The 23557-nt window shown below is 37.4% G+C and carries 17 protein-coding genes; 6 read left to right on the forward strand and 11 right to left on the reverse strand.

Features of this window, described 5'->3' with window-relative positions; all coding sequences use genetic code 11:
- Position 1: 1 nt before the first annotated feature.
- Positions 2-3184, reverse strand: a complete 3183-nt coding sequence (locus tag ABMA72_RS00840; RefSeq protein ID WP_392860479.1) for a hypothetical protein — start codon at positions 3182-3184, stop codon at positions 2-4.
- Positions 3185-3420: 236 nt separating this feature from the next.
- Here ABMA72_RS00840 and ABMA72_RS00845 point away from each other — a divergent pair, with 236 nt between their 5' ends.
- Positions 3421-5079, forward strand: a complete 1659-nt coding sequence (locus ABMA72_RS00845) for a hypothetical protein (RefSeq protein WP_392860480.1) — start codon at positions 3421-3423, stop codon at positions 5077-5079.
- 22 nt (positions 5080-5101) lie between these two features.
- Positions 5102-5899 carry an undecaprenyl-diphosphate phosphatase gene (locus tag ABMA72_RS00850; RefSeq protein WP_392860482.1) on the forward strand — a complete coding sequence of 266 codons (798 nt, stop codon included), beginning with the start codon at positions 5102-5104 and terminating at the stop codon, positions 5897-5899.
- On the opposite strand, the gene ABMA72_RS00855 is transcribed toward ABMA72_RS00850, so the two are convergent.
- The 8 genes from ABMA72_RS00855 to ABMA72_RS00890 are packed head-to-tail and all read right to left on the reverse strand — an operon-like array spanning position 5876 to position 14026.
- Positions 5876-6862, reverse strand: a complete 987-nt coding sequence (locus tag ABMA72_RS00855; RefSeq protein ID WP_392860483.1) for an NAD-dependent epimerase/dehydratase family protein — start codon at positions 6860-6862, stop codon at positions 5876-5878. The genes ABMA72_RS00850 and ABMA72_RS00855 overlap by 24 nt on opposite strands.
- A 4-nt stretch (positions 6863-6866) precedes the next feature.
- Complete coding sequence (locus ABMA72_RS00860) at positions 6867-8498, reverse strand: fatty acid CoA ligase family protein (protein WP_392860485.1); 1632 nt, start codon at positions 8496-8498, stop codon at positions 6867-6869.
- Positions 8482-9375: an alpha/beta fold hydrolase gene (locus tag ABMA72_RS00865; RefSeq protein ID WP_392860486.1), complete on the reverse strand. Its 894-nt coding sequence runs from the start codon at positions 9373-9375 to the stop codon at positions 8482-8484. The genes ABMA72_RS00860 and ABMA72_RS00865 overlap by 17 nt, the downstream gene beginning before the upstream one ends.
- On the reverse strand, positions 9375-10403 hold the full coding sequence (locus tag ABMA72_RS00870; protein ID WP_392860488.1) for a 3-oxoacyl-ACP synthase III: 1029 nt from the start codon (positions 10401-10403) through the stop codon (positions 9375-9377). The genes ABMA72_RS00865 and ABMA72_RS00870 overlap by 1 nt, the downstream gene beginning before the upstream one ends.
- A gap of 15 nt (positions 10404-10418) precedes the next feature.
- Positions 10419-11813, reverse strand: a complete 1395-nt coding sequence (locus ABMA72_RS00875; RefSeq protein WP_392860490.1) for a phytoene desaturase family protein — start codon at positions 11811-11813, stop codon at positions 10419-10421.
- Between the two features lie 46 nt (positions 11814-11859).
- A complete protein-coding gene (locus tag ABMA72_RS00880) occupies positions 11860-12105 on the reverse strand; it encodes an acyl carrier protein (RefSeq protein WP_103217109.1) in 246 nt (81 codons plus the stop codon).
- A gap of 20 nt (positions 12106-12125) precedes the next feature.
- Positions 12126-13370: a beta-ketoacyl-[acyl-carrier-protein] synthase family protein gene (locus tag ABMA72_RS00885; protein ID WP_392860492.1), complete on the reverse strand. Its 1245-nt coding sequence runs from the start codon at positions 13368-13370 to the stop codon at positions 12126-12128.
- Positions 13367-14026: a GbsR/MarR family transcriptional regulator gene (locus ABMA72_RS00890; RefSeq protein WP_392860494.1), complete on the reverse strand. Its 660-nt coding sequence runs from the start codon at positions 14024-14026 to the stop codon at positions 13367-13369. The genes ABMA72_RS00885 and ABMA72_RS00890 overlap by 4 nt, the downstream gene beginning before the upstream one ends.
- Positions 14027-14362: 336 nt before the next feature.
- On the opposite strand from ABMA72_RS00890, the gene ABMA72_RS00895 reads away from it, so the two are divergent.
- The 3 genes from ABMA72_RS00895 (at position 14363) to ABMA72_RS00905 (ending at position 21319) form a co-directional block, all read left to right on the forward strand.
- On the forward strand, positions 14363-15208 hold the full coding sequence (locus ABMA72_RS00895; protein WP_392860496.1) for a hypothetical protein: 846 nt from the start codon (positions 14363-14365) through the stop codon (positions 15206-15208).
- Positions 15209-15386: 178 nt separating this feature from the next.
- On the forward strand, positions 15387-18482 hold the full coding sequence (locus ABMA72_RS00900; protein WP_392860498.1) for a hypothetical protein: 3096 nt from the start codon (positions 15387-15389) through the stop codon (positions 18480-18482).
- Positions 18479-21319, forward strand: a complete 2841-nt coding sequence (locus tag ABMA72_RS00905; RefSeq protein ID WP_392860500.1) for a S8 family serine peptidase — start codon at positions 18479-18481, stop codon at positions 21317-21319. Before ABMA72_RS00900 ends, ABMA72_RS00905 begins: the two co-directional genes overlap by 4 nt.
- Here ABMA72_RS00905 and ABMA72_RS00910 read toward each other — a convergent pair.
- Positions 21309-22115 (reverse strand): TIGR02147 family protein, encoded by an 807-nt coding sequence (locus ABMA72_RS00910; protein WP_392860502.1) that lies wholly within the window; start codon positions 22113-22115, stop codon positions 21309-21311. The two genes, ABMA72_RS00905 and ABMA72_RS00910, sit on opposite strands and share 11 nt — an antisense overlap.
- A 118-nt stretch (positions 22116-22233) precedes the next feature.
- Here ABMA72_RS00910 and ABMA72_RS00915 point away from each other — a divergent pair, with 118 nt between their 5' ends.
- Complete coding sequence (locus tag ABMA72_RS00915; protein ID WP_392860503.1) at positions 22234-22695, forward strand: hypothetical protein; 462 nt, start codon at positions 22234-22236, stop codon at positions 22693-22695.
- Between the two features lie 9 nt (positions 22696-22704).
- Here ABMA72_RS00915 and ABMA72_RS00920 read toward each other — a convergent pair whose 3' ends face one another.
- A complete protein-coding gene (locus ABMA72_RS00920; RefSeq protein ID WP_392860504.1) occupies positions 22705-23550 on the reverse strand; it encodes a hypothetical protein in 846 nt (281 codons plus the stop codon).
- Positions 23551-23557: the final 7 nt, after the last annotated feature.

A 23557-nucleotide genomic window follows, 5' to 3' on the forward strand; every position in this document is an offset into this window, starting at 1 on the left:
GTTACTGAATCATTCCATCTGACGCTAAGTCACGATCGATCTTTTCAATAAGCCCTGGAATAAATCCTTTTTGGCCATATTGAGATCCATTAATGGCCGCACAAGCAGTTCCACTATATTTCTCACCAATACGGTTCCATTCACTTTGAAGTCCTGGAGAGCTAATTTGAGTAATGATTTTCGCCTCGTAAGCAACTCCTAAAGCAACTAGCTTATCTTTTTCAAAGTCTTTTCTTTCTCTAGTAATACACTCTTCTTTTGCTGTATCAGCTTTTCCATCACATAGTTTACCAACATACTGGTCACGTCCTGATGAGAGCATCTTACAAAGTCCTTTACCTTCATAATCTCCACTAATCTCAGAGGCCCTATTTTTTAGAGACTGAATTTGCTGAGCGATGATTAGGTTTTTGTCAGAGATTGCCTTAAGTGCATCATCTCCAATCTGAGTGTCATCGTTAATGAAGTTTTCAATGTCTTCTTTATACTTACTTTCTTCTTCTGAAAGATTGTCCGTAAGTTTCGTCGTTAGAGAAGTGATTAGCTGATCATCATTTTGCCCACTGTTTGAACAAGCGCTTTGTAGTTGAGCAAGAGATTTTCCACTATTTGTTGAATCTTTTGATTCACCATCTGATGGAATACTTCCTTCTGCCGATGCACTTGCACATAGTTTCTTATACTCAGAAATCTGTTCAAAGATTAGAGTACTTGAAGATCCACCATTCATTGCCATTTGAAGAGGTGATTGCCCTCCTGATTGTGCTTGAAGGATAGAAGCAATTTCTGTTGCATCTGAGTATAGGTCACTTGCATTATTGTCACCTGTACAACCAGGTCCTGGGCTTGAGTCTTGTAGACCTTTTAGCTTGTAGCAGAACTCAACTTGTTGTTGTGATGCTTCAGCTGCCTTTTCTGCACCTTCTTTCGCGGCCTTTTGTGCTGCTTGGTTTCTGTCATTAATAGCTGTCGCACAATTTGAAACGAATTCTTGCCATTTTCCTCTTTCTTCTTGAAGACTTTGGTTAATCTTTTCAACTTGTGAGGCTAGGTGAGTGTTCTGATTCTCAAACCACTTGTTAAGATCAGCTCTCATGCTTGCACTATTACCATTCATTCCTGCTAGTAGGTCGCGCATAAAGGCTTCAGGATCTTTCTCTAGTAGGATACCTTTTGTTTCTGCTTCATCCATTGGTTGATCAAGGTCTTGAAGTTTACCAAATGTAAGACCAGAAGAAGCAGGAATACCATATGCTCTTGCCATTTCTGGAGTTAGGTTAGGGAACATATTCTTGTAAGCATGATCCGAAACCTTTTGCATATGAGCTTGCATTTGTGCCATTAGGGCCTTTGCTTTGTCTTCATATTGTTGCATTTGAGCATTGTAAGTATCTGCTTTTTGCTTAAGTTCTGCTGTCTTTGCATTCACAAGTGTCTCTGTAAAAGTAGCACATGTGTTTACATTGTCAGAACAAGCTGCAGCTTGAGTTACACAAAATGATTTGCTTGATGTTTCATATACATCTGGCCCACACTTGCTAAGCTCAACTGCATTACCATTACAATTGTAAATAAGCTCATCAATTTCCGCCATGATACTTCCGTCGCCTTCTGAGGCAAGAGTTCTCTTTGTTAGAGACTGAAGTTTCTTAGCTTCTGCTTTTAGAGCTTTTGCTTCTGCACGGTATGTTTCTAGTTTTGCCACATCACCAGCTGGCTTAAGATCTCCATTGAAGATAGCAACACATTCATTCTTAATATCGCTATAGTATTCCTTAGCTGATTTTGTCACACTATTTCCACTGCTGTTAGAAACAGTAATTCTAATGTCATTATTGTTAAATGAGTTCGCAACACTATCTAGAGAAGAGAGAGATGTTGGATCAGAGAATGCATTAGATGCTGCTCTTTTAAATGATGAAAGCGTGTCACCTTGGTTTCCAAGCTTAACATTATCAAATGAGTTTACTGCCTGATTAATTGGAGTCGAGTAGGCAGCAGCATTCTTTCCAGTCATACAGTCAATAATAAATTTTTCTTTGTATGAATCTTCTGATTTTGAAGCGAGACGATCAACTTTAATTAAGAAACTTGGATCATCAAACTTTGGAAGGTCAGCATCACTAACACCTAGGCTTGAAAGCATTGTTTGTACTTTCTTAAGTTTAGCTGTTGTATTTTGAGCTGCAAAAGTTCTTGCTGATGAAAATAGGTTAGCAAATTGAGTTCCTTTAAAAAGGTCTTCTCTTAGAGCTTCATCGTAACCACCTGTCGCAAGTCTTTGAGCAACCTTTTTCTTATCAGATTCAATTTGATTTCTCATTGTGATAAGAGAGCTTCCTCTAAAACGTTTTGCCTTACGGTCATCACTACTCATTCTATCTTTTAGGCCAACAAGTCCACCTTGCTTCTTAATGATTTTATTTACATCATATGCTTCCACACATGAAGCTGGCATAATTTTATTAAAGTCAGTATTAATGAAGTCCTGACTTACATTATTTCCACCACCATTAAGTAGAGCGTGAACTTCTTTGATCTTAATTCTATTTTTCTTTTGAATTTCTGCTACTTTCTTAAGTTCTGCTTCGAATTGCTCAATCATGCGATCATACTGAGAAGTCATTGAAGCAAAGTTATCTTGAATACTCTTCATTCCATCCTCAATACATTGAGAACCAACATATGGAGGAGTATTTCTTGGTTTTAGAAAGCTTGTGTATTCATTTAAAATATTTTGTCCAAACTCTAGTGCTTGCTCAGGGATCTTAAGATTCCCACCAATACTACAGGCCCCATTTGGTGCCAGAATTGGCTCTGGTGCAAGAGGACAGTTAAAAGCAGGGTGCATTCTTCTTGACTGAAGTTTTTGTTGAGCATCGGCCTTTGATTTGTTGAAGGCCTGAAGTGCTTGGATCTCAGTGTTTGATAGGCGTCCTTGGTTGTACATTTGTTGAGAGATATCCCCAATCATATTTAGTCCACCAATAACAGTCTTCATTCCTGAACCAGATGTGAACTCTGACCAAGACTCACCATTTTTCTTAAAAGCGAATGCGCTCATCGGAATAGATGAGTGAATAAGTGTTAACGCCATTACGCTGACTTTAACTTTTTTGAAAGAGGAACCTGTTCCTTTCTTTCTTAAGTTATTTTGCTCTTTGGCCTTCGTTAATCTTTTCACTTTACTTCCCCTGTCAATTCAATGCTTTATACTTATCGACATTTTAGTAATTTTCTTTATTTTATTAATGAATTGATGCTTGACCTAATGAATTGGTTAAATAAATACTCAAGGGTGCAAATAAGTCGCTGATTTTATGTGATGGAACATGAGATTTCATGGTGTTAAAATACTTCTATAATTGAGAATATTTAAAATTTGAGTGCCAAAAATAGTGGCCGTTGGTTGAATTATCTATGACGTTTTATACAAATCGCTACCTAAGAATTACTGCTACCATTATCGATTTATGCCTTTGCTTATTTATAAGTTATGGGCTTTTGGGTAGTGAGTTTATTTTATCTATTACAAATGCAATCTTTAATATTAAAAACCTTGGTGCTTCAATCCAACATCTTTATGTCTACTTGATTACATACTTTCTCTATGTATTCTATTGCTCATTATTCTTTAGTATCACGCTCGGCCAATATGTTTGTGGTGTTAGACTTGCAGCGGGCTCGGCCATACAAAAAAGATTAGGTGCCATCATGCGCTTGATCTTATTACCAGTGCGACTCATTTTGGATATATTTGCAAGAGGGGTGGAGTCACCAATAAGTGTGAAACTTACGGCCTCGAGAATTACTTATAAATCAAAAGTATTATCTTACTTAGTTGCTACAATAATTTGTGTTGTCTCGATTGGGCTCACACCATTTAGTGCCCTCATGTATAAGCAGCAATTATTTAGTAGTCAATTTGTGGATTTTGGTCTAAAGACTTTTGTGGAAGGAGAGATTACTGATTTTGAATCGTTCACCGAAATTGGTTCCACAAGTCTAGGTTTTTCAAGTTTTACCAATTTAGATAATTCAAGATTTACCATAAGGCCTAGCTTTGAAATTAGAAAGGTCGATTCAAAAACGATCTATCGTCCATTAATATCAATTTGGGATACGAAACTTAAAAATAAGGGTATCTTTAAAATTTCATCACGCTTTGATCTTTATTCACTTGTAAAGATCGCCCGTGATAACTTATTTCTTTTTGATCTATATTATCCTGAGTTGAGTAAGGTGCTAGAATTGTCAAAAAGGGGAGATGATGATCTTTACTACCTAAGTGGTAGAGCAAGTCTTGAGCTTTTTGAACTGATCTCAAATGCATTTCTCGTCAATTATAAGAGTATTCCTAGGCTCATTTTAAAAGGGCATTTTCAATTTCTACCTTATCTACAGCTTAAAATTGAGCTAGAGAAATTACTTGAAATTACCAATGACAACTATATCGACTTTATCAAAAGCGGTGAAAATATTCTCATAAGGAAAAAAGACTATTCAGGTGAAAATATCATTTACCGCGAAACTTTCTTTAGCCTCTCCCTTTTAAAGCCTGTTGTTTACAAGAGCATTTGGGACCGAAACCTTGATAATGATAAGGCCCAAACAGCTTTCGCAAATACACTTTTCTTTAAAGCGAGATGGGGAGAAAAAGTAAATGAACGACTGCAAACTTGGGTAAAGGATGGGATCTTTAATCCACTTGCCGGCTTTGATCTTATTTCAAATAAAACAGATATTAAGTTTACTCGCGACTATACAAGAGGACTGGAAAACTTTCTTGTAGAATACTATAAGATGGATGCTAGGAGGGCATTAGAATCACAAAATGAAGACTATATCGCTAGTGTTCGTTCGGCCTTACAGCGCTTTAGTCTGGTTTTTCAATTGGCCATGGACAAAAATAAGAATTCTTATTCGAAGGCGACAATTAAAGGTTTTAATGACATCCTTCTTGCTCTAAAATTAAAAGATATTAATTTGCTTTCACAAGACAATGAAAAGAAGGCATTAAAGAAGTCTCCACGAAAGGGGACACGTTCTAAAAAGAGTAAGCGCAAACGCAAGCGTTAAAAGTAACAAAGGAAGTTGAGAGATGACATTATGGATGGCAGTCGTCTATGGAATAATTCAAGGGCTAACAGAGTTTTTACCGGTTTCTAGCTCAGGGCATCTCGCACTTCTACCTTTTATCTACGATTTTAAAGATCCAGGTATCTTCTTTGATCTTGCCATGCACGTTGGTACGGCGTTGGCCGTAGGGATTTATTTCTTTAATGATGTGAAAAGAATTGTAAAAAATGCTGTGCTATTTCTGATTCCCGGTAAGAGCTGCGATAACTTCACTAAGAACTTTCTCATTGCAACATTCTTTACAGGATTCTTTGCACTAATTTTAAAATCAACTGCTGAAAACTATGGGCGTAACGAAGTCTTTATTGCTTTTAACTTGGCCTTTTTTGGAATTCTTCTCTTTATTTCAGATCGAATTGGTAAAACAAATAAGAATATGGAAGGTTTTAGGGCCTCTTCTTCAATTGTGATTGGCCTTTCTCAAGTTCTTGCTATTTTTCCAGGAGTTTCACGCTCGGGGATTACGATTACTGCAGCGAGGTTCTTAGGACTATCAAAGGAAGACGCTTCTTCTTTTTCTTTCCTACTATCACTGCCTTTAATTTTTGCGGCCTTTTTACTTAAAACATACAACCTTATAGGCAACCCGCAAGGAGCACAATTTGATATGCTAAGTTGTGTTGTGGGCGTTATCGTTTCATTTGTCGTAGGACTTGCCACAATTCACTTCTTTATGAAGTTAATTAAGCGTATCCAATTTGGCTATTTCTTAATCTACCGACTTGTTCTCAGTGCTTTAGTTTTTTATCTTCTCAATTGATTCTTCAATTGAAATTTTAGGAGAGTAGCCAAAGTCTTTTAGAGCATTGTCGTGCTTAAAGTAATGTGAGGTTCCCATTTGTAAGGCCACAAATCTTGTCATGGCCGGCTGGCCCTCATACTTGCCAATTAACTTGTAAATGAACTCACAAATCGCTCCAATAAGATAAACTAACTTCAATGATACTTTCTTCGTTAATGGTGCAACACCTTTTGCCATTAAGATTTCATTGATAAAGTGCCATAGGTTTACCGGGCGTTCTTGGCCAATGAAATAGGCCTTCCCTTGATTCTTTGCTTCTTGAATTAGTTCTTTAAGGGCCATAACGTGTGCTAGTGAAGCATTTTCAACATAGTTGATGTCCACAAGATTATTACCTTCTCCTATAATTTTTAGACGGCCACTCTTAGCTCTCTCTACTAATGTAGGAATGATATTCTTGTCTCTTTCGCCGTAAATAAGGTGTGGACGAATTGCTGTGGTTAGTAGTTGTCTCGAGTTTGCTTCATTTGCTTCCAAGACAAGCCTTTCTGCCACTGACTTTGTTCTGGCATATTCGTTTAAATAGATCTCTGGGTAGGCAAGGGATTCGTCACCATTTTTTATCTCTTCTTTTCCAAAGACAACACTAGGTGTACTTGTGTAGACCAGGTACTTAACGCCAGCTTCCTTCATTGCTCTTAAAAGGTTTTTTGTCCCGTCGATATTGATTCTTTCAAAATCTTCTTTCTTTCCCCACATACCGACTTTTCCAGCAACGTGAAAAACAGCATCTATACCTGTAAGAGCATCTTTGATATCTTGAAAATTTGTTAAATCACCTTGATGTGTTCTGATTCCAAGTTCCTCGACCTCACTTGTGTGACGTCTTGAGAAATTGATGACCTCATGGCCTTCGCCTAGAAGGTCTTTCGCAATATGATGGCCAAGAAAGCCAGTTACACCAGTGACGAGAATTTTCATATTATTACCTAAGTTTTCCTTGCTGGGCCATTTGCGCTAGGGCCTTTCGATCAATTTTAATATTATGTCTAATATCGACTGGGAATTTAGAGCAAATAAAAATTTCATCGATATCTTTTGTGTGACTATATTTATTGGCCATAATTTTTAGCTCTTGCTTGAGCCTAGACTTGTTCATCACTCTACCTGTTGGCTCTATCGTTAGCGCTGGACGAACACGGTTATTTCTAAGGGTCCAAATAAGAGCAGATTTTTTAACTTGAGGATGCTTGTTAAAAATAGCCTCCGTTGAAATAGGGTAGTATGTCGTTGCATGGGCCTTTACTTGGTGGGCCTTTCGGCCAAAGAACCAAACACGCCCTTGAGCATCCATCTTTCCTAGATCACCCATACGATGCCAAAAAGTATCACCATCATAGATTTTAGCCTCACGAGTTTTGTCAGGAAGCTCATGATAGGCAGCAGTTGCTGTTTTGGTGCGAACGATGATTTCACCAACCATACCCTTTGCAAGTTGCTTTGTGTCTTTAATGTCTTTGATGACACCATCGACATCCTTTATAATTCTAATCTCTACACCTGGGCAAGGTTGACCAATACAAGTACCACCGCCTTGGGCCGTTTCAAATTGAGTGTTCGTTAAGACTTCACGTCCATTAAAGCAACTTACTGGTAAGCACTCTGTTGCCCCATATGGTGTATATGTGTCGGCATCTTCTCTTTCTAGGCGTGCTATTAATTTCTCATGGACTTCATTTCTAACTGGCGCACCAAACATGACAATATGCTTTACGCTTTTAAGAGTTTGATTTGTCTTTTCTAGATAGTCACCAACACGCTCCCAGATCGCTGGTGAGCCAGCAATAAATGTTGCGCCATTATCATTAATATTTTTAACAAGTGCTTCGGGGTTACACTTTGCAGGTTTACTAGGGTTCATGTCAGGGATAACACTAGTCATACCCATGGACATTGTAAAAAATGAAAAGAGTGGAAATCCTGGTACATCGACATCTTCTGGTGTTAAGTTAAATAACTCTTGTAAGACATCTGTTTGACGATTAAAGATTTCATGAGTGTATTCAACGCCCTTTGGTCGCCCAGTTCCTCCTGAAGTAAAGAGGATGGCAGCAAGGTCGCTACTTTCTACTTTTTGCGTCTCAAAACTAAGTTGGTCTCTTTCTTTTAACGATTTGATTGTTGTTAGGTGTGGAAAGATCTTGCCTTCTGTTGTGAAGAACTTCTTAATTGTCTTAAAGCTGTCCTTTTTAAACATTCTAAGAATATGAACAATATTAACAGCAATTAAATAGTCAGGTTTTGCGTCTTTAATCGCTTTAAATAGATTCTTTAGGCCCATCCCCGGATCAATTAAGATCGGTATTGCTCCAATTTTGAATAGGGCAAATGTCAGTGCCGGGAAATCAAATGAAGGCCTAACAAAGAGTAGAACTTTATCTCCTTTTTGAATACCTTCTAGACTTAAAGTAGCACTATAGTGTGAGCTTAGATCATTAAACTCTTTGAAGCTAAGTTCATCATAGTAGTAACCACTACCTGTTTTTCTTGGGAACTTAATACAAACCTTATCAGGTGTTTTCTGGGCCCAGTTCTCAATCCTATGCGCGATATTCATTTAAGAAACCTTTTATTTCCTTGAGGCAATTATCTTTTTCATCTTCAATAACGTAGTGGCCAGCATCTTGATAAACGACATACTTCGTTTCTGCACTTTCTGGTGGGTAGAAATCCTTCCAACGTTTTAGGAATTTCATATTGAAGCAAAAGTCTTGTGCTCCCCAAAGAAACATCTTAGGGCATGTTACATTTTTAAGATTATCCTCAATTTGAGAAAGTCTTGCATATGTAGGATGACTACTTGATAAAGGTATATCCTTAACAAAGCGAGCTGTTGCAATACGATTAGCATAATTATCATATGGGTGAAGGTAGCCTTCCTTAATATGCTTTGCTAATGGTTTTGTCGTTGTCATAAATGTAGCAGGCCATGCAAAGGCATTAAAGGCCCTTACCATTGGCTCTCCAATTACTGGAAGCTTGCAAAGTGCGATACGCTTTGGAATATCAAGAGATTTAAAGGCCGCAGTATTAAGAAGGATGACTCCTGTCACATCTTGTGGCCTTGAAGTCGCTACACCCATTCCAATCGCTCCTCCCCAGTCGTGAACAAGAAGCTTAAATTTCTTAATCTCTAGTTGGTCAATAAGCATTAGGACATTATTGATATGATTTTCTAATGTGTACTCATAGTCCTGAGGTTTGTCAGAAAGTCCACAACCAAAATGATCTGGAACAATACAGCGATAGTCCTCTTGTAATTCTTTTACAATATTACGGTAGTAGAATGACCACGTTGGATTACCATGAAGCATGATAATTACTTCACCTTCAGGATTTCCTTCGTCTAAGTAGTGGTACTTCTTTCCATCAATTTCAAGAAAGTTATTTCTAAAAGGGTATTCATGTTGCCATGTATTTACTGTCATATTCATTACCAAGTTACTCCTAGGACTGAGCATGAAAGCCCCGAGCCTATGCCCACGAGGGCGATTTTCTTACCTTTTTCAATCCCTTGAACATCACTCATTTTTGCCAGAGTGATTGGAAGGGCAGCGGAACCTGTGTTTCCAAGAGTGTCAAATGTATCAAAGGTTTCATGCTTATTAAGACCTAGCTTACCAAGGACAACTTCTTTGTGGGCCTTACCAACTTGGTGGCCAATAACGATATCAATTTCTTTTGGATTAAGTTTTGAATCATCAAAAGTTTTCTTTGCCAGTGCCTTACCATATTTTAATAATTCTTCAGAGTCTGTTTCCATGACAAGTGACTCTGGATTACCGTCACCTTGGCATAGCTTATTTGCTTTTGAATCACTGCGATTAGTGATTGAAGTGATTTGTGGTGCATTTGGTGCTTCGCTTTTGTGAGCAAGACAATAGGCGACTCCAGCAGAGCCGATCGTAAGGTTTGCGAAGAATTTCTTTACCGACTTTCTCGTAATGCTTTGATCTTCATTCAATGTCTTAATTGTGTTCTCTAAAAGAGGTGCACTATTTTCACCTGAAACAATAATGGCACGTTTGATGGCACCCGTTTCAATCATATTTGCCACAATTTCCCATGCACTAACCATTCCAAGACATGCATTAGAAATATCAAAGAGCATACACTCACTTGGCATCTCTAGATTTGCATGAATAACGGATGCCGTTGAAGGTTCTAAGAAATCACGGCATACGCTTGAGCTAATCAGAAGATTTACATCTGACTTTTTAATGCCTTTCTTAGAAAGCTTATCTAAGAGAATATTTCCAGCTTCGCTAGCAATGGAGCTAGGCCTAGTTGAGTTCGGCCAGAATCCGCGCGACTTTATTCCTGTCATAAGCTCAAGCCTTCCGTGAGGCAGTTTAAGTCTTGTATAAATCGGCTCAAGAAGTTCTTCTAATTTATCACTCGTTAGAACCTCTGGAGGCTCTATATAGGCATAGTCTTCGATTACGACATTATTATATTTCATTCGAATCTTTCCTTTTTATTCCATTAGTCCGTGAAGGTTTGCCATGGAGATCCCACTTAACATAGAACCAATAATTCCTAAGAAACCTTGATCTGTTCCGCAAAGATAAAGTCCTTGAACTGGAGTTCTTCCATCTCTTAACTTATCAGTTGAACCGTAAACGCAACCTCGAAGGTGACCGGTATAGCGCTCAATAGTATGAGGTGTGAAGACATCTTTAAATTTCACATTTTCATCCAAAGAAGCATTCGGATAAAGTGTTTTTAATGTTTGAAGCGATTGTTCATAGACTTCGTTCTTCATGGCCAGGTAAGCCTTACGATCAGTGCTTACCAATTCTTTCCACTTTTCATAATTTGCCATATAGGTAAGACGGATAATGCCTTCATCACTATCGTCATTGGCAAAATTATTTGGAAAGCAGATAACGGCACTTTTATTGTCGATAAAGTCACTAGGCCCGCGATACTGATAATCTTCTCTTTCGTTGTAAAAAAGAATTGTATCATTCATATCAAAGTCTTTTGGACGCTCATCAAGACAAAGAATTGTTTCACAAAAAGTCATTGGCCCAACAGCGACTTTCTGCGAAGTCTGTCCCTCTGTAATGGCCATGGTTTCAGGGTGGCCCATACTAGAGATGACCTTGTCACACTCAAGTACTTCTCCATTTTCTAATGTAACACTTGTTACTTTCTCATTATTTGTGTTGATTGAACAAACGCCTGCGCGAAAGCGAAGCTCTCCACCAAGCTTTTCATACTTATCAAGTAAGAGGTTAATGATCTTTCTAACTCCACCATCAGGTCTAGCAAAACCTTCCAGATAGATACTCTTAAACATGATAACAAATTGAGAAAAGTCCATGTCATCTTCCCATGCTGATCCGTAAATTAGAAGGGGAGCGAAGATCATGGAGATAAGCTTTTCATTCTTTATATATTTTCTGGCAACATCCTTTGCCATATAAGTTTCATTATTTAAGGCGACTTCATTGAAGTCTCTAATATAGGCAACAAATTGATTAAACTCATCAATTGATGCAGGAAATTTATCAGCAATTTCTTGTGTTAAAACTGCAAAGTCATTTGTAAAAGTGAGACTTGTTTCTGGAAAGATGATCTTTGATTGCTTCTGTTCAATTAGATCAAGTTCGGCCCACGGTAGTCTTAATTGCTTAAGAAGTTTCGTGAGAGGTTTTCCTCGCTCACCACGAGTTGCAAAATTTGTCAGGGCGTGAAGTCCTACGTCGAAATTTCTCTTTCCACGTCTGTAATAAGAATTAAGGCCACCAGAGATTGAGTGCTTCTCTAAACAGACAACTTTCTTGCCAAACATCGCAAGTCGGATACTTGCGGCAAGTCCACTCATTCCAGCGCCAATTACAATTACGTCATATTTTTGTGTCATATTATTTCTTTTGAAATAAGGCCACGTGACGTGGCCTTTATTAAACTTACTGGAATTTTGGTGTTAGGTAAGCAACACAAGAATTCATAGAAGCAAGCTCAGGGTAATCTTCTTGAGGTACTTCGATTGAGTGTTGTTTCTTAAGTTCCATAACGATATCAAGAAAGTCCATTGAATCTAGGTCTAGTTGATCTCTTAGTGGAGTTGCATCATCAATAGATGTAACATCATCATCAACTGCGATGTCTGCAATAATATCAACTACGATTTGTCTTACTTGTTCTGGTGTCATATTTTTCTCCTGTTTCTAATTTAAGCCTTAGCTTCGTATTTCTTTATGATTAATGTTGAATTAATACCTAACATCCCAAATGAGTTGTTAAGGATATATTTCACGTCTTTCTTTAATGGTGCTTCAAGTACAAGCTGATCCATGGCACACTCTGGATCGATCTCATCAATTTTGTGGCATGGGTGAACAAGGCCATCTTCAAAACTTGGAAGATTTCCTGCAAGTTCAAGTGCTCCGGCCGCTCCCATGGCATGACCGATTAAGCCTTTTGTACAATTGACAGCAACTTCTGGTGAATCTTTGAAAGCTTCTTTAATACCAGCAACTTCTTGGATATCTCCCATCTTTGTACCAGTTGCATGAAGGTTCACAATATCGATATCATTAATTGTAATTCCTGCTTTAGCGATGGCCTTATGGACACATTCCATTTGGCGCTCTGGGTTTGGAAGAACGAAGTCCGTTGCATCACTATTTGTATGGTAGCCAGCGATTTCACCGTAAATCTTTGCACCACGAGCAAGAGCGTCTTCAAGTCTTTCTAGTGTATAAACACATCCGCCTTCTGAGATAACAATTCCGTTTCTGTTATTATCTAGTGGGCGTGAAGCACGAGTTTGATCTTCAGGGTAGTCTGCTAGTGCCCCTTGTGCTTTAAATGAGACGTGGTTCCCAAATGAGTTTGATGATTCTGAAACACCACCGGCAAGAGCAAGATCGACTTCCCCAAGTTGAAGCATTTGAACAGCTTGGATAACCCCCATATTTCCTGCGGCACATGCAGCACCAATTGTATAATGCGGTCCTGTGATTCCAAGATTTAAAGAAACCTCTCCGGCAGGTGCGTTGGCAACTGTTCTAGGGTTATGATGGTGAGTCCAAAGCTCTGGCTTCTCATCATTATTCTTATAAAATTGGAATAACTCTTCTTCTGTTTCAACTGGGCCATGTTCAGTAATTCCTAGATAAATCCCAATACGAGACTTATCCATTGAATTAATATCTAATCCAGCATCTTCTAATGCTTCTTTTGAGCAGTAAACAGAGATACCACCAACACGAGTTCCGCGCTTTCTCATTTTACCTTTTTGATGCTTTCTTTCGTCAAAATCACATTTTCCTACAGGGATTTGCCCCATAAAACGTACTTCTTCATATGTGATTCCTGACTTTTGCTCTAAAAGAGCTGAGCGGAATTCTTTTAAGCTATTTCCATTTGGTGCAGTTAGGCCCACACCTGTGATAACGACTCGTGATAGGTTCATTCATTGACTCCATTATTATGTTTTTCATTTTCAATTTTTGATACGATATTTAAGAAAGAGTTCTTTAACCCTGAAGTAATCCCAGATTTGATTTGATTGATATCTGTGAGGGAGTTTTTTAAGACTTTCGTTACCATCGGAAATTTTTCAATGGCCATATAAGGGTTATCGAGTTCTTTGCTGATTGAAATGATAAATTCGCTAAGCGATCTAGCAAAGCGAGTAGTTGTTAAGATATTTGTTAAACGCTTCTTTCTTTTTTCATCATGGACGAGTTTTAGTGATTCAGCAGTGATATTCTCAAACTCTTCAATAATCTCAAGTTCACGCTTCTTTACAATATTTGAGACAATATTGATGGCATCATCATTGGCCTCGTGAATTTTCATGCGTTTAATTTCAGGATGATCATGAGAGATGACCATCTTATATGTTGCTAGAGTCTTTAAAGCACTAGAAACTGCCGGCTGTGAAAGCCCAAGAATTTTTTCGATTTCATCTGAAGCAAGTGGCCTTGAAGAATAGACGAGTACGCCAAAGACGGCACCTTCGATGCGTTTAAAACCAACTTTAGAAAAGAAGGCCTCATAATGAGGAAGATACTCAAGTAGTCTCTTTTCAACAATTTCAATGTCCATATCCATAGCTTCTTTCATCGTGAAATAACCTTTATATTTTAAAAATAAAATATAAGTAATATTGTCTAAGTGGTCAATCTTAAAAGGATCCTAAAACATTTTTGGAACGCGGAGCATTGATTTGTCACGGTGCAAGGTGCATCTTGAACCCAATTTTTCTAACAGTTTCTTATAGCACCAGTAAAAAATCCACTTTAGGGCCAATATGGTACTAAATGCATCAAGTTTGTGAGAAAAAAGTTGGCATGGATCTTGAACTAGTTTCATTATTCTAATTTTAAAATCACGAAGATTTTATTAATGACTGGCCTTGCTGAATAGCAAAGGTTTCAATTTTTTTGAGGGAGAGTATAAATGAAAAAATTATTAGCGGTTGCAGCACTTGGTACGTTACTTGTTTCTTGCGGTGGAAGCGGAGGCTCTGGATCATCGTCGACTTATGGAAGATACACTTCTCCATACGTAACAGCACAAGGATTTGTATCGGCATTAAATAGTGTTGATCCTTATTACTATGACCTAAACACTCTTGAGAAGGATCAGTATGATTCTCTTAGAGAGGACTTCTTTGTTTACTTCGATGCTAAGTATAATGAATTCGTAGCAGTTGATATTACATACCTTAGAACTCTTGCTTATTGGGACTATTACTCAAATAACCAAGGTCTTGCAGATGAATTCCGTGACGTTCAATCAGATGATGCATGGGACTTAGGAATTATTGGTGACGGTTGGGGTGACGATTATGAAATCGTTGACTACGTTGGATCAGATGTTTTTGGTGATCCAGTATTCCAAGGTTTTGACACTGGTTACTACTATGAAGATGAAGAAGAGACAATGGATACAGGTCTAATGGCCGCCAATGATGATGAGCTTCAAATGTTTAATAAAGCATCTCTTTATTCTCAGGCCTTCAAACTTCCAGCTGATAAGGCACTTTCTCTTGTGACAATGGAAAAAGAAATCAAGAAAATGCTTGAAAACGCAAAAGATGGTGAACTTCTTGAGCAAGATCAGCAGGCAATTGCAAATAATATCAAGCACTTTACTGGAAAATCGATTGAAGAGTTTATGGCAGCTAAGAACGATCTTAGTGCACGTGAGCAAGTTCTTGATGATGTCGCTGGACACCTTGGGACAACAACTCAAAATATCGAGGATGTTATCCTTCCAGAATTACTTTCAATTGAATTATAAGCTATTGAAATTATATCCAAATACCACACATTTAAGAGGGCCTGAATGGGCCCTTTTATTTTGAACTTGTACAGCGATTAAACAGCACTTGTAGATCTTTCAAAAGATCCAATTCTAGCGCCAAATATTGTTACTTTAGAGCGTAATGAAAATTTTAAATTTAAGTATATTGATTTTAGTGATTTCGATCTTAACGGCAAAGGTCTTTGCCGCCGATGGACTTGTTGCCATAAATGGTGAGGCCCTACCGGCATCGGATCTTTATAGTATAGAATATGGCCCAATTGATTCTGAACAGGCCTATGAGCTACAGGCCGAAGGCATTGATCTCTCAACTCTTTCTCCTGTTTTATCAAATCTATGGAATGGGGCCAATAATTTTTCTCGTTTTAAGGACGATGCTCTCTTACCAATTAGAGACGCTGACTCATTAAGCTTCTCTGGAGTTATCAGCTCTCCTGCTGGTGTCCTTAGATTTAATGCCCAAAATAGTGAAGGTAATTTTCAAGTACACCTTTCAAAAACACTTCATACAATTCTTCTTCGTAAGAATATGCTTAGAGGCTTAGGCTATGTTGTTCCAACTTCTAAATACCTTAAGAATATTAAAATCAATTTCAAAGACGAAAAACAAAAAGACTACTTTAAAGATGTAGAGCTCGTTATTAAGTTGGGAGCTTCATATAAGAATTGGCTTGTCGAAGAGGGAAGTGACTACCTTATCTTAAAGGATATTTTCGTAAGACATCCTAAAGAAGATGATTTTTATGACGTTGCCCTAACTTCAATTAATGATACTAAAGATCTTCGTACTCTTAGAAGCTTAATTGTTGTTTATTCACTTCTAAATTTAGAAGAATCAATTAATAAATTTTCATTTAATTTTTTAAAGATCAAAAATGATCATCTACTTTTTGAATATCCAAGCTCTACTGATTTCAGTGCTACCTATGATGATGTAAAATGGATTGCAAGATTGATAGGAAATTTAAATCGCAATGAAATCACACAAATCGTTAAACAGTCTCACTATCCAAAAGTTGTTGAAAGGCTTTTAATCGAAAAGATTATCGGTCGACGAAATAATCTTATCTCGACATTAAAGATAAATGCCCCTCTTATTGAATATAAGAAAGATATCGAAGATCCTCTTGTTGAAGATGGTTTTCTTATTCCACACAGCTTTGAAGGTTATGCTGGCCAATTTAGCTTTGGAGCTAGTAAGTCGCCAATGGATGATATTCCGGCCTTTCTTTTTTCAGAAGCACAAAGTAGTACTTTTAAATGGATTACTGGAAAAATTAGTGAAGGCCTAAGTGCTTTTGACTTATCAAAGGCCAAGGTGAAGTGGTTACAAGAAGACTTTCTGGCCAATAAGGACTTTGCTCTTGATTACTTCGCTGAGCACGGAGAGTTTCCACCTCTTCCTTTTTCTTCTTGGAAGTCACCTGTCGTTAGAGGAAATATTATCTTTGGCCGCGACGTTGTTGTAGGACAAAGTCTTGGAACAGATAACTTCGTTCAACTTGCTGACACAATTGGATTTACCACAAACCTAGGGCTTTTCATTGGGCTTGAAAGGTTTATTTCACAAACAACTGGTGGTTCAGTCTTTCCAAATATTGGAATCAATACAAGCTATACTCATGTAAGGCCCCTGCAAGATCTAAGGGAGGCGATTAAGACTCCTTATAAGAATATGTTAGTTGGTAAGACACTACGTAATATCGAAGAGAGATTAAAAGAATCAATCAATATTTCAGATCTTAATAATGAAACAAGAAGAGAAGATCTTCATGCAATTTATAATGAAATTTCTCAAAATTTTGGAATAGGAGAGTCGATTATTATCTCAACATCTGTTGTTCCAGATGTAACACTGTCTCTAAATGCCCCTCTTTTTGGTGTGGCCAATGGATATGGTTCGATTAGTACTAAGTACAAAGAACTTTCAAGAATTCATATTACTCGAAAATCAAAGTATAAATTTCAAGTTTACTATGATGAGGCCAATGTAAATGAAGTTAGAGCTCGTGGTGGAATTTCATATTTAATCCCAATTATTATGAGTGAAGCTGCATCAATTAAATCGAAGCTGGACTTAAAGTTCTATGAAATAAATATGGACCCAGAACAAGATGATTTAGTGTTTTCACAAAATGCGGCCAAGTTTCTATCAATACTCAGAGATCGCTCTAATGAGGCAATGGGGCCAGAAGATATTCAAGTTTATAACAATTCGAAAGATAAAACGTTTAACCTAAATCTCTTATTTTTCGTCTCTCGTACCTTTAAGTCGATTACTGAACTCTTTGTTAAAATTAAGGATCAAGTCAATATCAAATTGATTTCATCAACATTTGGAGAGATGGACGGGATTGCTGTTGGAAAATTCTTAAAGAATATTGCCTCTTATAATTTAAAGAAATTTATTAATAACTTAGATGTGAGCTTTGATAAGAGCTACATTCCTATGATTGAAGAAGCAAAGCACTATTATAAAAACCCTGGAAAGGACCTTTTTGGTGCCGCAACAACATATGAGACAAAGTTTGAATCTAAGCTAAGTGATGTTGATGCTAGGCCAACTCTCGATAATATGAATGAATTGTATATGCATTATCGAAAGACTCATGAAAAGGCCATCATGAAGGAAAAGACAATTAAGAAGTATCTTAAGAAAGAAAATGAGGCCTTCAATCTTAATTTCTATACACCTTCGGATGCCAATGATGCTGGAGATATGCACTTTGTGCGACTGGAGAGTAAGATTCATTTCTTTGATAAATCGGTAAAGAAGATTCTTTCAATTACTTCAAAAGATCTAGATAAAATCACACGTAAAATGAAGATTAGAAGATGTTTTAGACGTGGTGGGCGAGACAACGATAATACAGGCCGTACGATTTCTGAAAAGCTTCGCTGTGGTGATCTCGATCCCATTAGAAGTAAGCTTTATTGGTGTAATAAGTATTTAAATAAGAATAAAACGCAAAAGGGACTTAAGTGTTTGGCCCATGTTGGACACTACTTTGCTAAGTATGTTGATGCAAAGACACTACTCGACTTTTTTGGCGAAGATAATATCTATATTGAATCGCAATTATCAGGTTACCGTGTTGGAAGTGAGCTAATGATGAAGCCAATTGTCGGTAATTCTTATGGGAAAATTAATTCGAGAAATTTTGGTGGGCCAATTAATAAGCTTGTTAAGGTTCTTGGGATGATCAAGGCCGAAGTCTTAGGGCTATGGTATAGGGAGACTCTAAAATGATTTTTAATAAAGTCACAGCTCTTTCTATTCTTATGTGCTCTATTATTACTCAAAGTAGCTTTGGTATCGACTTATCTCAAAGACAATGGAATATCAAAAATACGGGCCAGTCATATATTAGAAAGACATCTGAGCTAGGATTTGAAAATATTGATGGTGTTAAGGGTGTTGACATTAATTATTTCACTAAGGCCCAGCTTGATCAATTTGGCAGCTCCAAGGTTATTGTTGCTATTATCGATACTGGCGTGGATGTGAATCACCCTGAAATCAAAGATAATATTTGGTTCTACCCAGGTTGTGTCGGTAAGACTGAAGAAGAGAAAAAGGCCCTACCTTGTCACGGTTATAATGTCCTTGATGGAAATGGGAATGTTTCTGATGAGATTGGTCACGGTACATTTGTTGCAGGACTTTTAGCTGCCAAAAAAGATCGTGTTGGTATTGATGGACTACTTCCTGAGAATATTGAAATTATGCCAGTTAAGGCCATCACAAACTTTAGAGGCTTTACTCATGATGGGAAAGTTGTCTCTAGCTACTTGGCCAAGGCCATCGCTTTTGCCGTAAATAATGGCGCACAAGTATTGAATCTATCTTTAGGGATCCCAAAAGTTATCGAGACTCCTCAGGTTGTTAGTGCAATTGATTATGCTCTAAAGAAGAATGTTATTGTTGTTGCCTCGGCCGGAAATAATAACAAACGAAGAAATATCTTTCCTTGTAATTATAACGGTGTTGTCTGTGTAGGTGGAATTGATATTCAAGGTCAAAAAGTATCTTCATCTAATTACGGCCAGACTGTTGATATCTATGCTCCAGGAGAAAAACTTGTTGGTACAATTCCATCAAGTATGGAATCAACGGTTCTACGTGTCGGTAATTATGATATTAAAACGGGGACATCTTTTTCTATTGCACATATTACGGCCCTTGCCGCTGCAGCTAAATTAAAAGACCTGGCCATTAATAGCTATGACTTTTTAGCAAAATTAAAATCTTATTCAAGAACTCTTTCTGAATCTGATCTCTTAATGGCCGACTATCAAAAGTTCATGGATTCATTTAGTACTGGTTTTAATAAGCCTCTGCCACCAGTCATTTTAACAAAAGGGGTGGATAGTATCACAATTGATAAAATAGTAGATGATAACTATGGCGCCAGTCTAAGTTTTGATATCTATTCTAAATATGTACTCGAAGATGCAAGAATCTGCCTCGGTTCGATGGTGATATACGATGAAAAGACATGCCGTCAAATATCACTAAAAGAAGGTTTAAACCGAGTTCAAATAAGTGTAAAAATACCAAGTCTTGATATTGATACTTGGCAAAGGCTTAAGTTGAGCCTCGTAAAAGATGATGCTCTTATTTCTGATAAATCTTTTGATGCTCAGTTCTTTGTGCCTCTTCCTATTTCTTATAAGAAACAGGTTTCAAAAATTGCAGCTGGTGCTCTTTTGAGAATTGCACCAAATATTAAAAGTTCTCAATTGCAAAAAGTTATTGAATTTGACGCCAAGAAAAGCTCGCAAGACTACTTTGTTTTAAATAACCGCTCGCTAAAGAGTATATTCTACTTGTCTGAAGAGAGACAAAGCTTTGAACCATTTCAGATTCAATTTTCTAAGGATATAAAAGTTATTAGCGTCATGAAAGTGGATATGAATATTGATGGTCAGCTTGATATTCTTGTCTATGGTACATCATCTAACAATCGTGAGTATATTCTTGAATCATTTGATTCGCGAGGAAGGCCACTCTTTGGAGAGCACTCTCGATGGAGCTTGAATGCAACTCAATTTGGTGGGCTGGATTTTAATCGAGGACGTCCATATTTCAATTTTATAAGAACGCAAACGAATAAGCTTGGGAGTGTCTTAGTTCCACTTGTCAGTAAGGTTTTTGAGTTACCTCAAGTTGATAATAATACAGACCCAATCGACTTTTTAAATAATATACAAAAAAAGAGGCCTTATTATCTATTGCCATCTCTTGAAGATGATAAGGTGAAGTTACAAATTAGAACCTTAGAGTCATATCAATTTGATACAAAGATTAGAGAAATGCTTGATCTACCTTTCTTTAAGAAATTACAATTTGTTTCATTTCTTGAACAAGATAAAGAGTCTCAAAATAGTGGCCAAGTTAGAATCGTCTATGCTCTTGGTGAAGTTAGCTTCAATGAATATTACGAGATTATCTTTGATGATACCCAAAATTTTAAAATTATTAAAAAGGGGAGATCTCTTCAAATTCATCAGTCGAATATTTCCACAGTTCGCTCGACTGCTGATGGTGATTTTATAAGTGAGTATTTGATTACACGCCAACAAGAGCTAAATAAGCTATCTTTCAAGCTTTCTAGAGGTGGACGAACATTAAGGTTTGAGAGTGATTGGAATGATCCACTTGCTTCAATTTTGGCCGTCTATAAAGAAGAGCAAAATTATTCGATTTATATCGAAGGACGCTATCATATTCACCTTGTTGTAACTGATGGCAAAAGAATTATCAGCACTTCAAAGACTGCGATTAATCGTGAGTCAAGTTTTCCTGGTGGAAACTTCTCTCAGATTTTTCAGATGGGACAGCTGAGTTCTTCTAAAGGCGCAATCTATACTGATATGCAGAGACTCTTTGGTGACAATATTCGCTTAATTACAAGTGACGAGGATAAGGTTAGCACAAAGCTAAAATATAATTATGCCATACCTTCCCAGTGTGCTCTAATCGGCCACACGCAGATTGAAAAGCAGATGCAAGTGAGGCTACATTGTATGGGCCCTGGAAAGTTATCAAGTATAATGATTTCTAATACAATGATTAAGCAGTAAATGGAAAGAAGAGTGTCGATAGGGTAAAGATCTGATGCTCTTCACTATTTCCGCTTTCACAGTCAAATTCCTCTGTGAATTCATCAATAAACTTCATAATCTTCTTCTTTGCTTCAGGTAGGTCTGATCTTTTTACATTAATGAGAAAGTGCTCTAAGACCCTTTGCTCTTTTGGAAGATAGTAACTATCGGCCGATAGATCACAAATCTCTTTATGAAGAGGGAGAAATTGTGACATATCAAGCTTGTACTGTGGAGTGTATTCTTTATTTAAGTATATTTTTGAATTCTCAATATTGATGATCTTTGCACTCTTCATTTGTTTTAAAATGTGTGAGTAGTCTTCTTGTCCCTTATAGATCATTTTCTTAGCACTTAGGTCTTTAGCAGTCTTGAAGTCGCTCCACTTAAGCATCTCTCTTAATAGTGCCATTTCCCATTTAAATTCAACTTGGCGATCGGCCCTTGTTACATCTGAAGTGCGTTTTTCAACAATGGCCTTAAAAGTTTCTTCATCACCCTTAGAGTTTTTCTTAGCATCAACTAAGGTCTGAAAAAATTCTGCTTCTTTCTTATTTAACTCAAGGTTCTTAATTAACATGGCCGTGATCTGAGGCCCAGGATGCCTTTGGCCTTTGATAATCATGGTAAGTCCTGAGACACTTGAGATCCCAAGTTCTTTGGCCCAACGGCCAAATGTATACTTTTTATCAACAGATTTACGGCCTAGATAGATATCTTCTAAGTACTGACGATAATCAATATAGCTAAATAGGTCTATACCCCTAATTTCCATAGTTTACATATCGACAGATAGAGAAAATTATTTAGTAAGTACCTAAATATATTACACACTTACTTGATGAAAATGCCTTGGTATAGGATAAATACCTCATCATACATGAGGGAAAGAAATGCTTAAATCAATTTTACTATCTATTATTATCTCATTTAATACATTCGCACTAATTTCTAGCGAGAAGCCATTTTCTTATAAAGAAAATCAAATCGATATTGATTTCAAGACTGGCTGGGGTGCAAAAACTGGCTGGGGAGCAGAGCAAATTGAAGAGATCGTAATGGATACCATCAAAAGAGACTATAAGAAGGTTTGTTTAGATGGACAAAAGGCCGCTTTCTCTGTTGATGCCGACGAATTAAAATTTAATATTTATTCTCTAAATCAAGTTGAGCTAGAGAGTCCAAATGATAATACAATTTACCTATCGGTATTTGTTTCGATGAAAAGTCGATACATGTTCTCTGGAGTATTTGATAATTATCTCGTTAAAGTAGAATACGATGAGAATCTTGATCAGATTTTTGTAAGCTACAAAAACGATGATGGTGACAATAACTCTATTAAATGCTTCTAGCTCTTTGAGCTAGAGGCGAAAGCTTATCCCTGCTCCAATTGACACACCTCCAATTGAAGAAACAGTTTCTGTAACCAAATTATCCATTGAGCTTGTGTAAAGGGCCGTTAGTCCTGCCTGGCCATAAAAGCCAACCCTTGAATATGGTGCAAATCGAATACGCCCACCAATATTATATCCATAGGCCATTCCAGTTGCCTTCTCGCCAAAGTTTTCTTGTTCAAAATCACCCGTTAGAATCAGGCCAGCAAAACCTTCTGCAACAAAGCTGTTGCGATTAATCAAACGATACTGATATTGAAGCTCTCCCAGAACACTGTTGATGCTACTGTATGTTGCAGAAGCAGTTAGGTAGCCAAGTGTTATTTTGAAGCCATGACGATGTTTAGGGTCACGATATTCGATCGCTAGATTAAAACGATTAAAGGCGGGAGAAGTTTCATTGGCGTATTTTGCCTGAAAGTCGTCCCATTCCGTACCGGCCTCAAATCTTGCGTAATCGAGAGAGATGAAACTATTTTCTTTTAGTCTTTGGGCATCATTTGTGAATATTGTCTTCACATCGTGATCTGTAACTTCAGGAACATGCTCGAGTTTTGTTCCCGAAACCGAGTAACTTATATCATTAGTCCTAACATATGCAATCTTTCCTGAGACAACTAGTGGTACAATCGTCCCTTGTTTTAGGTCATTGTCTCCGACTTTAATTTTTCTCCCACTGCGAATGTAGCCAATTGGGGCCGAAAGGTTAACGTCAGCGTAGACAATTGTTTGTCGTGATTTTGTCACGGCATAACGATAGGCGAGAGTACTTAATTGAGTAAGAGAAAAAATTAACACTAAAAGTTTTTTCATATATCTA

Origin of the sequence: Halobacteriovorax sp. CON-3 (assembly GCF_043196995.1) — a bacterium.
In the GTDB taxonomy this organism is placed as follows: Bacteria; Bdellovibrionota; Bacteriovoracia; order Bacteriovoracales; family Bacteriovoracaceae; genus Halobacteriovorax_A.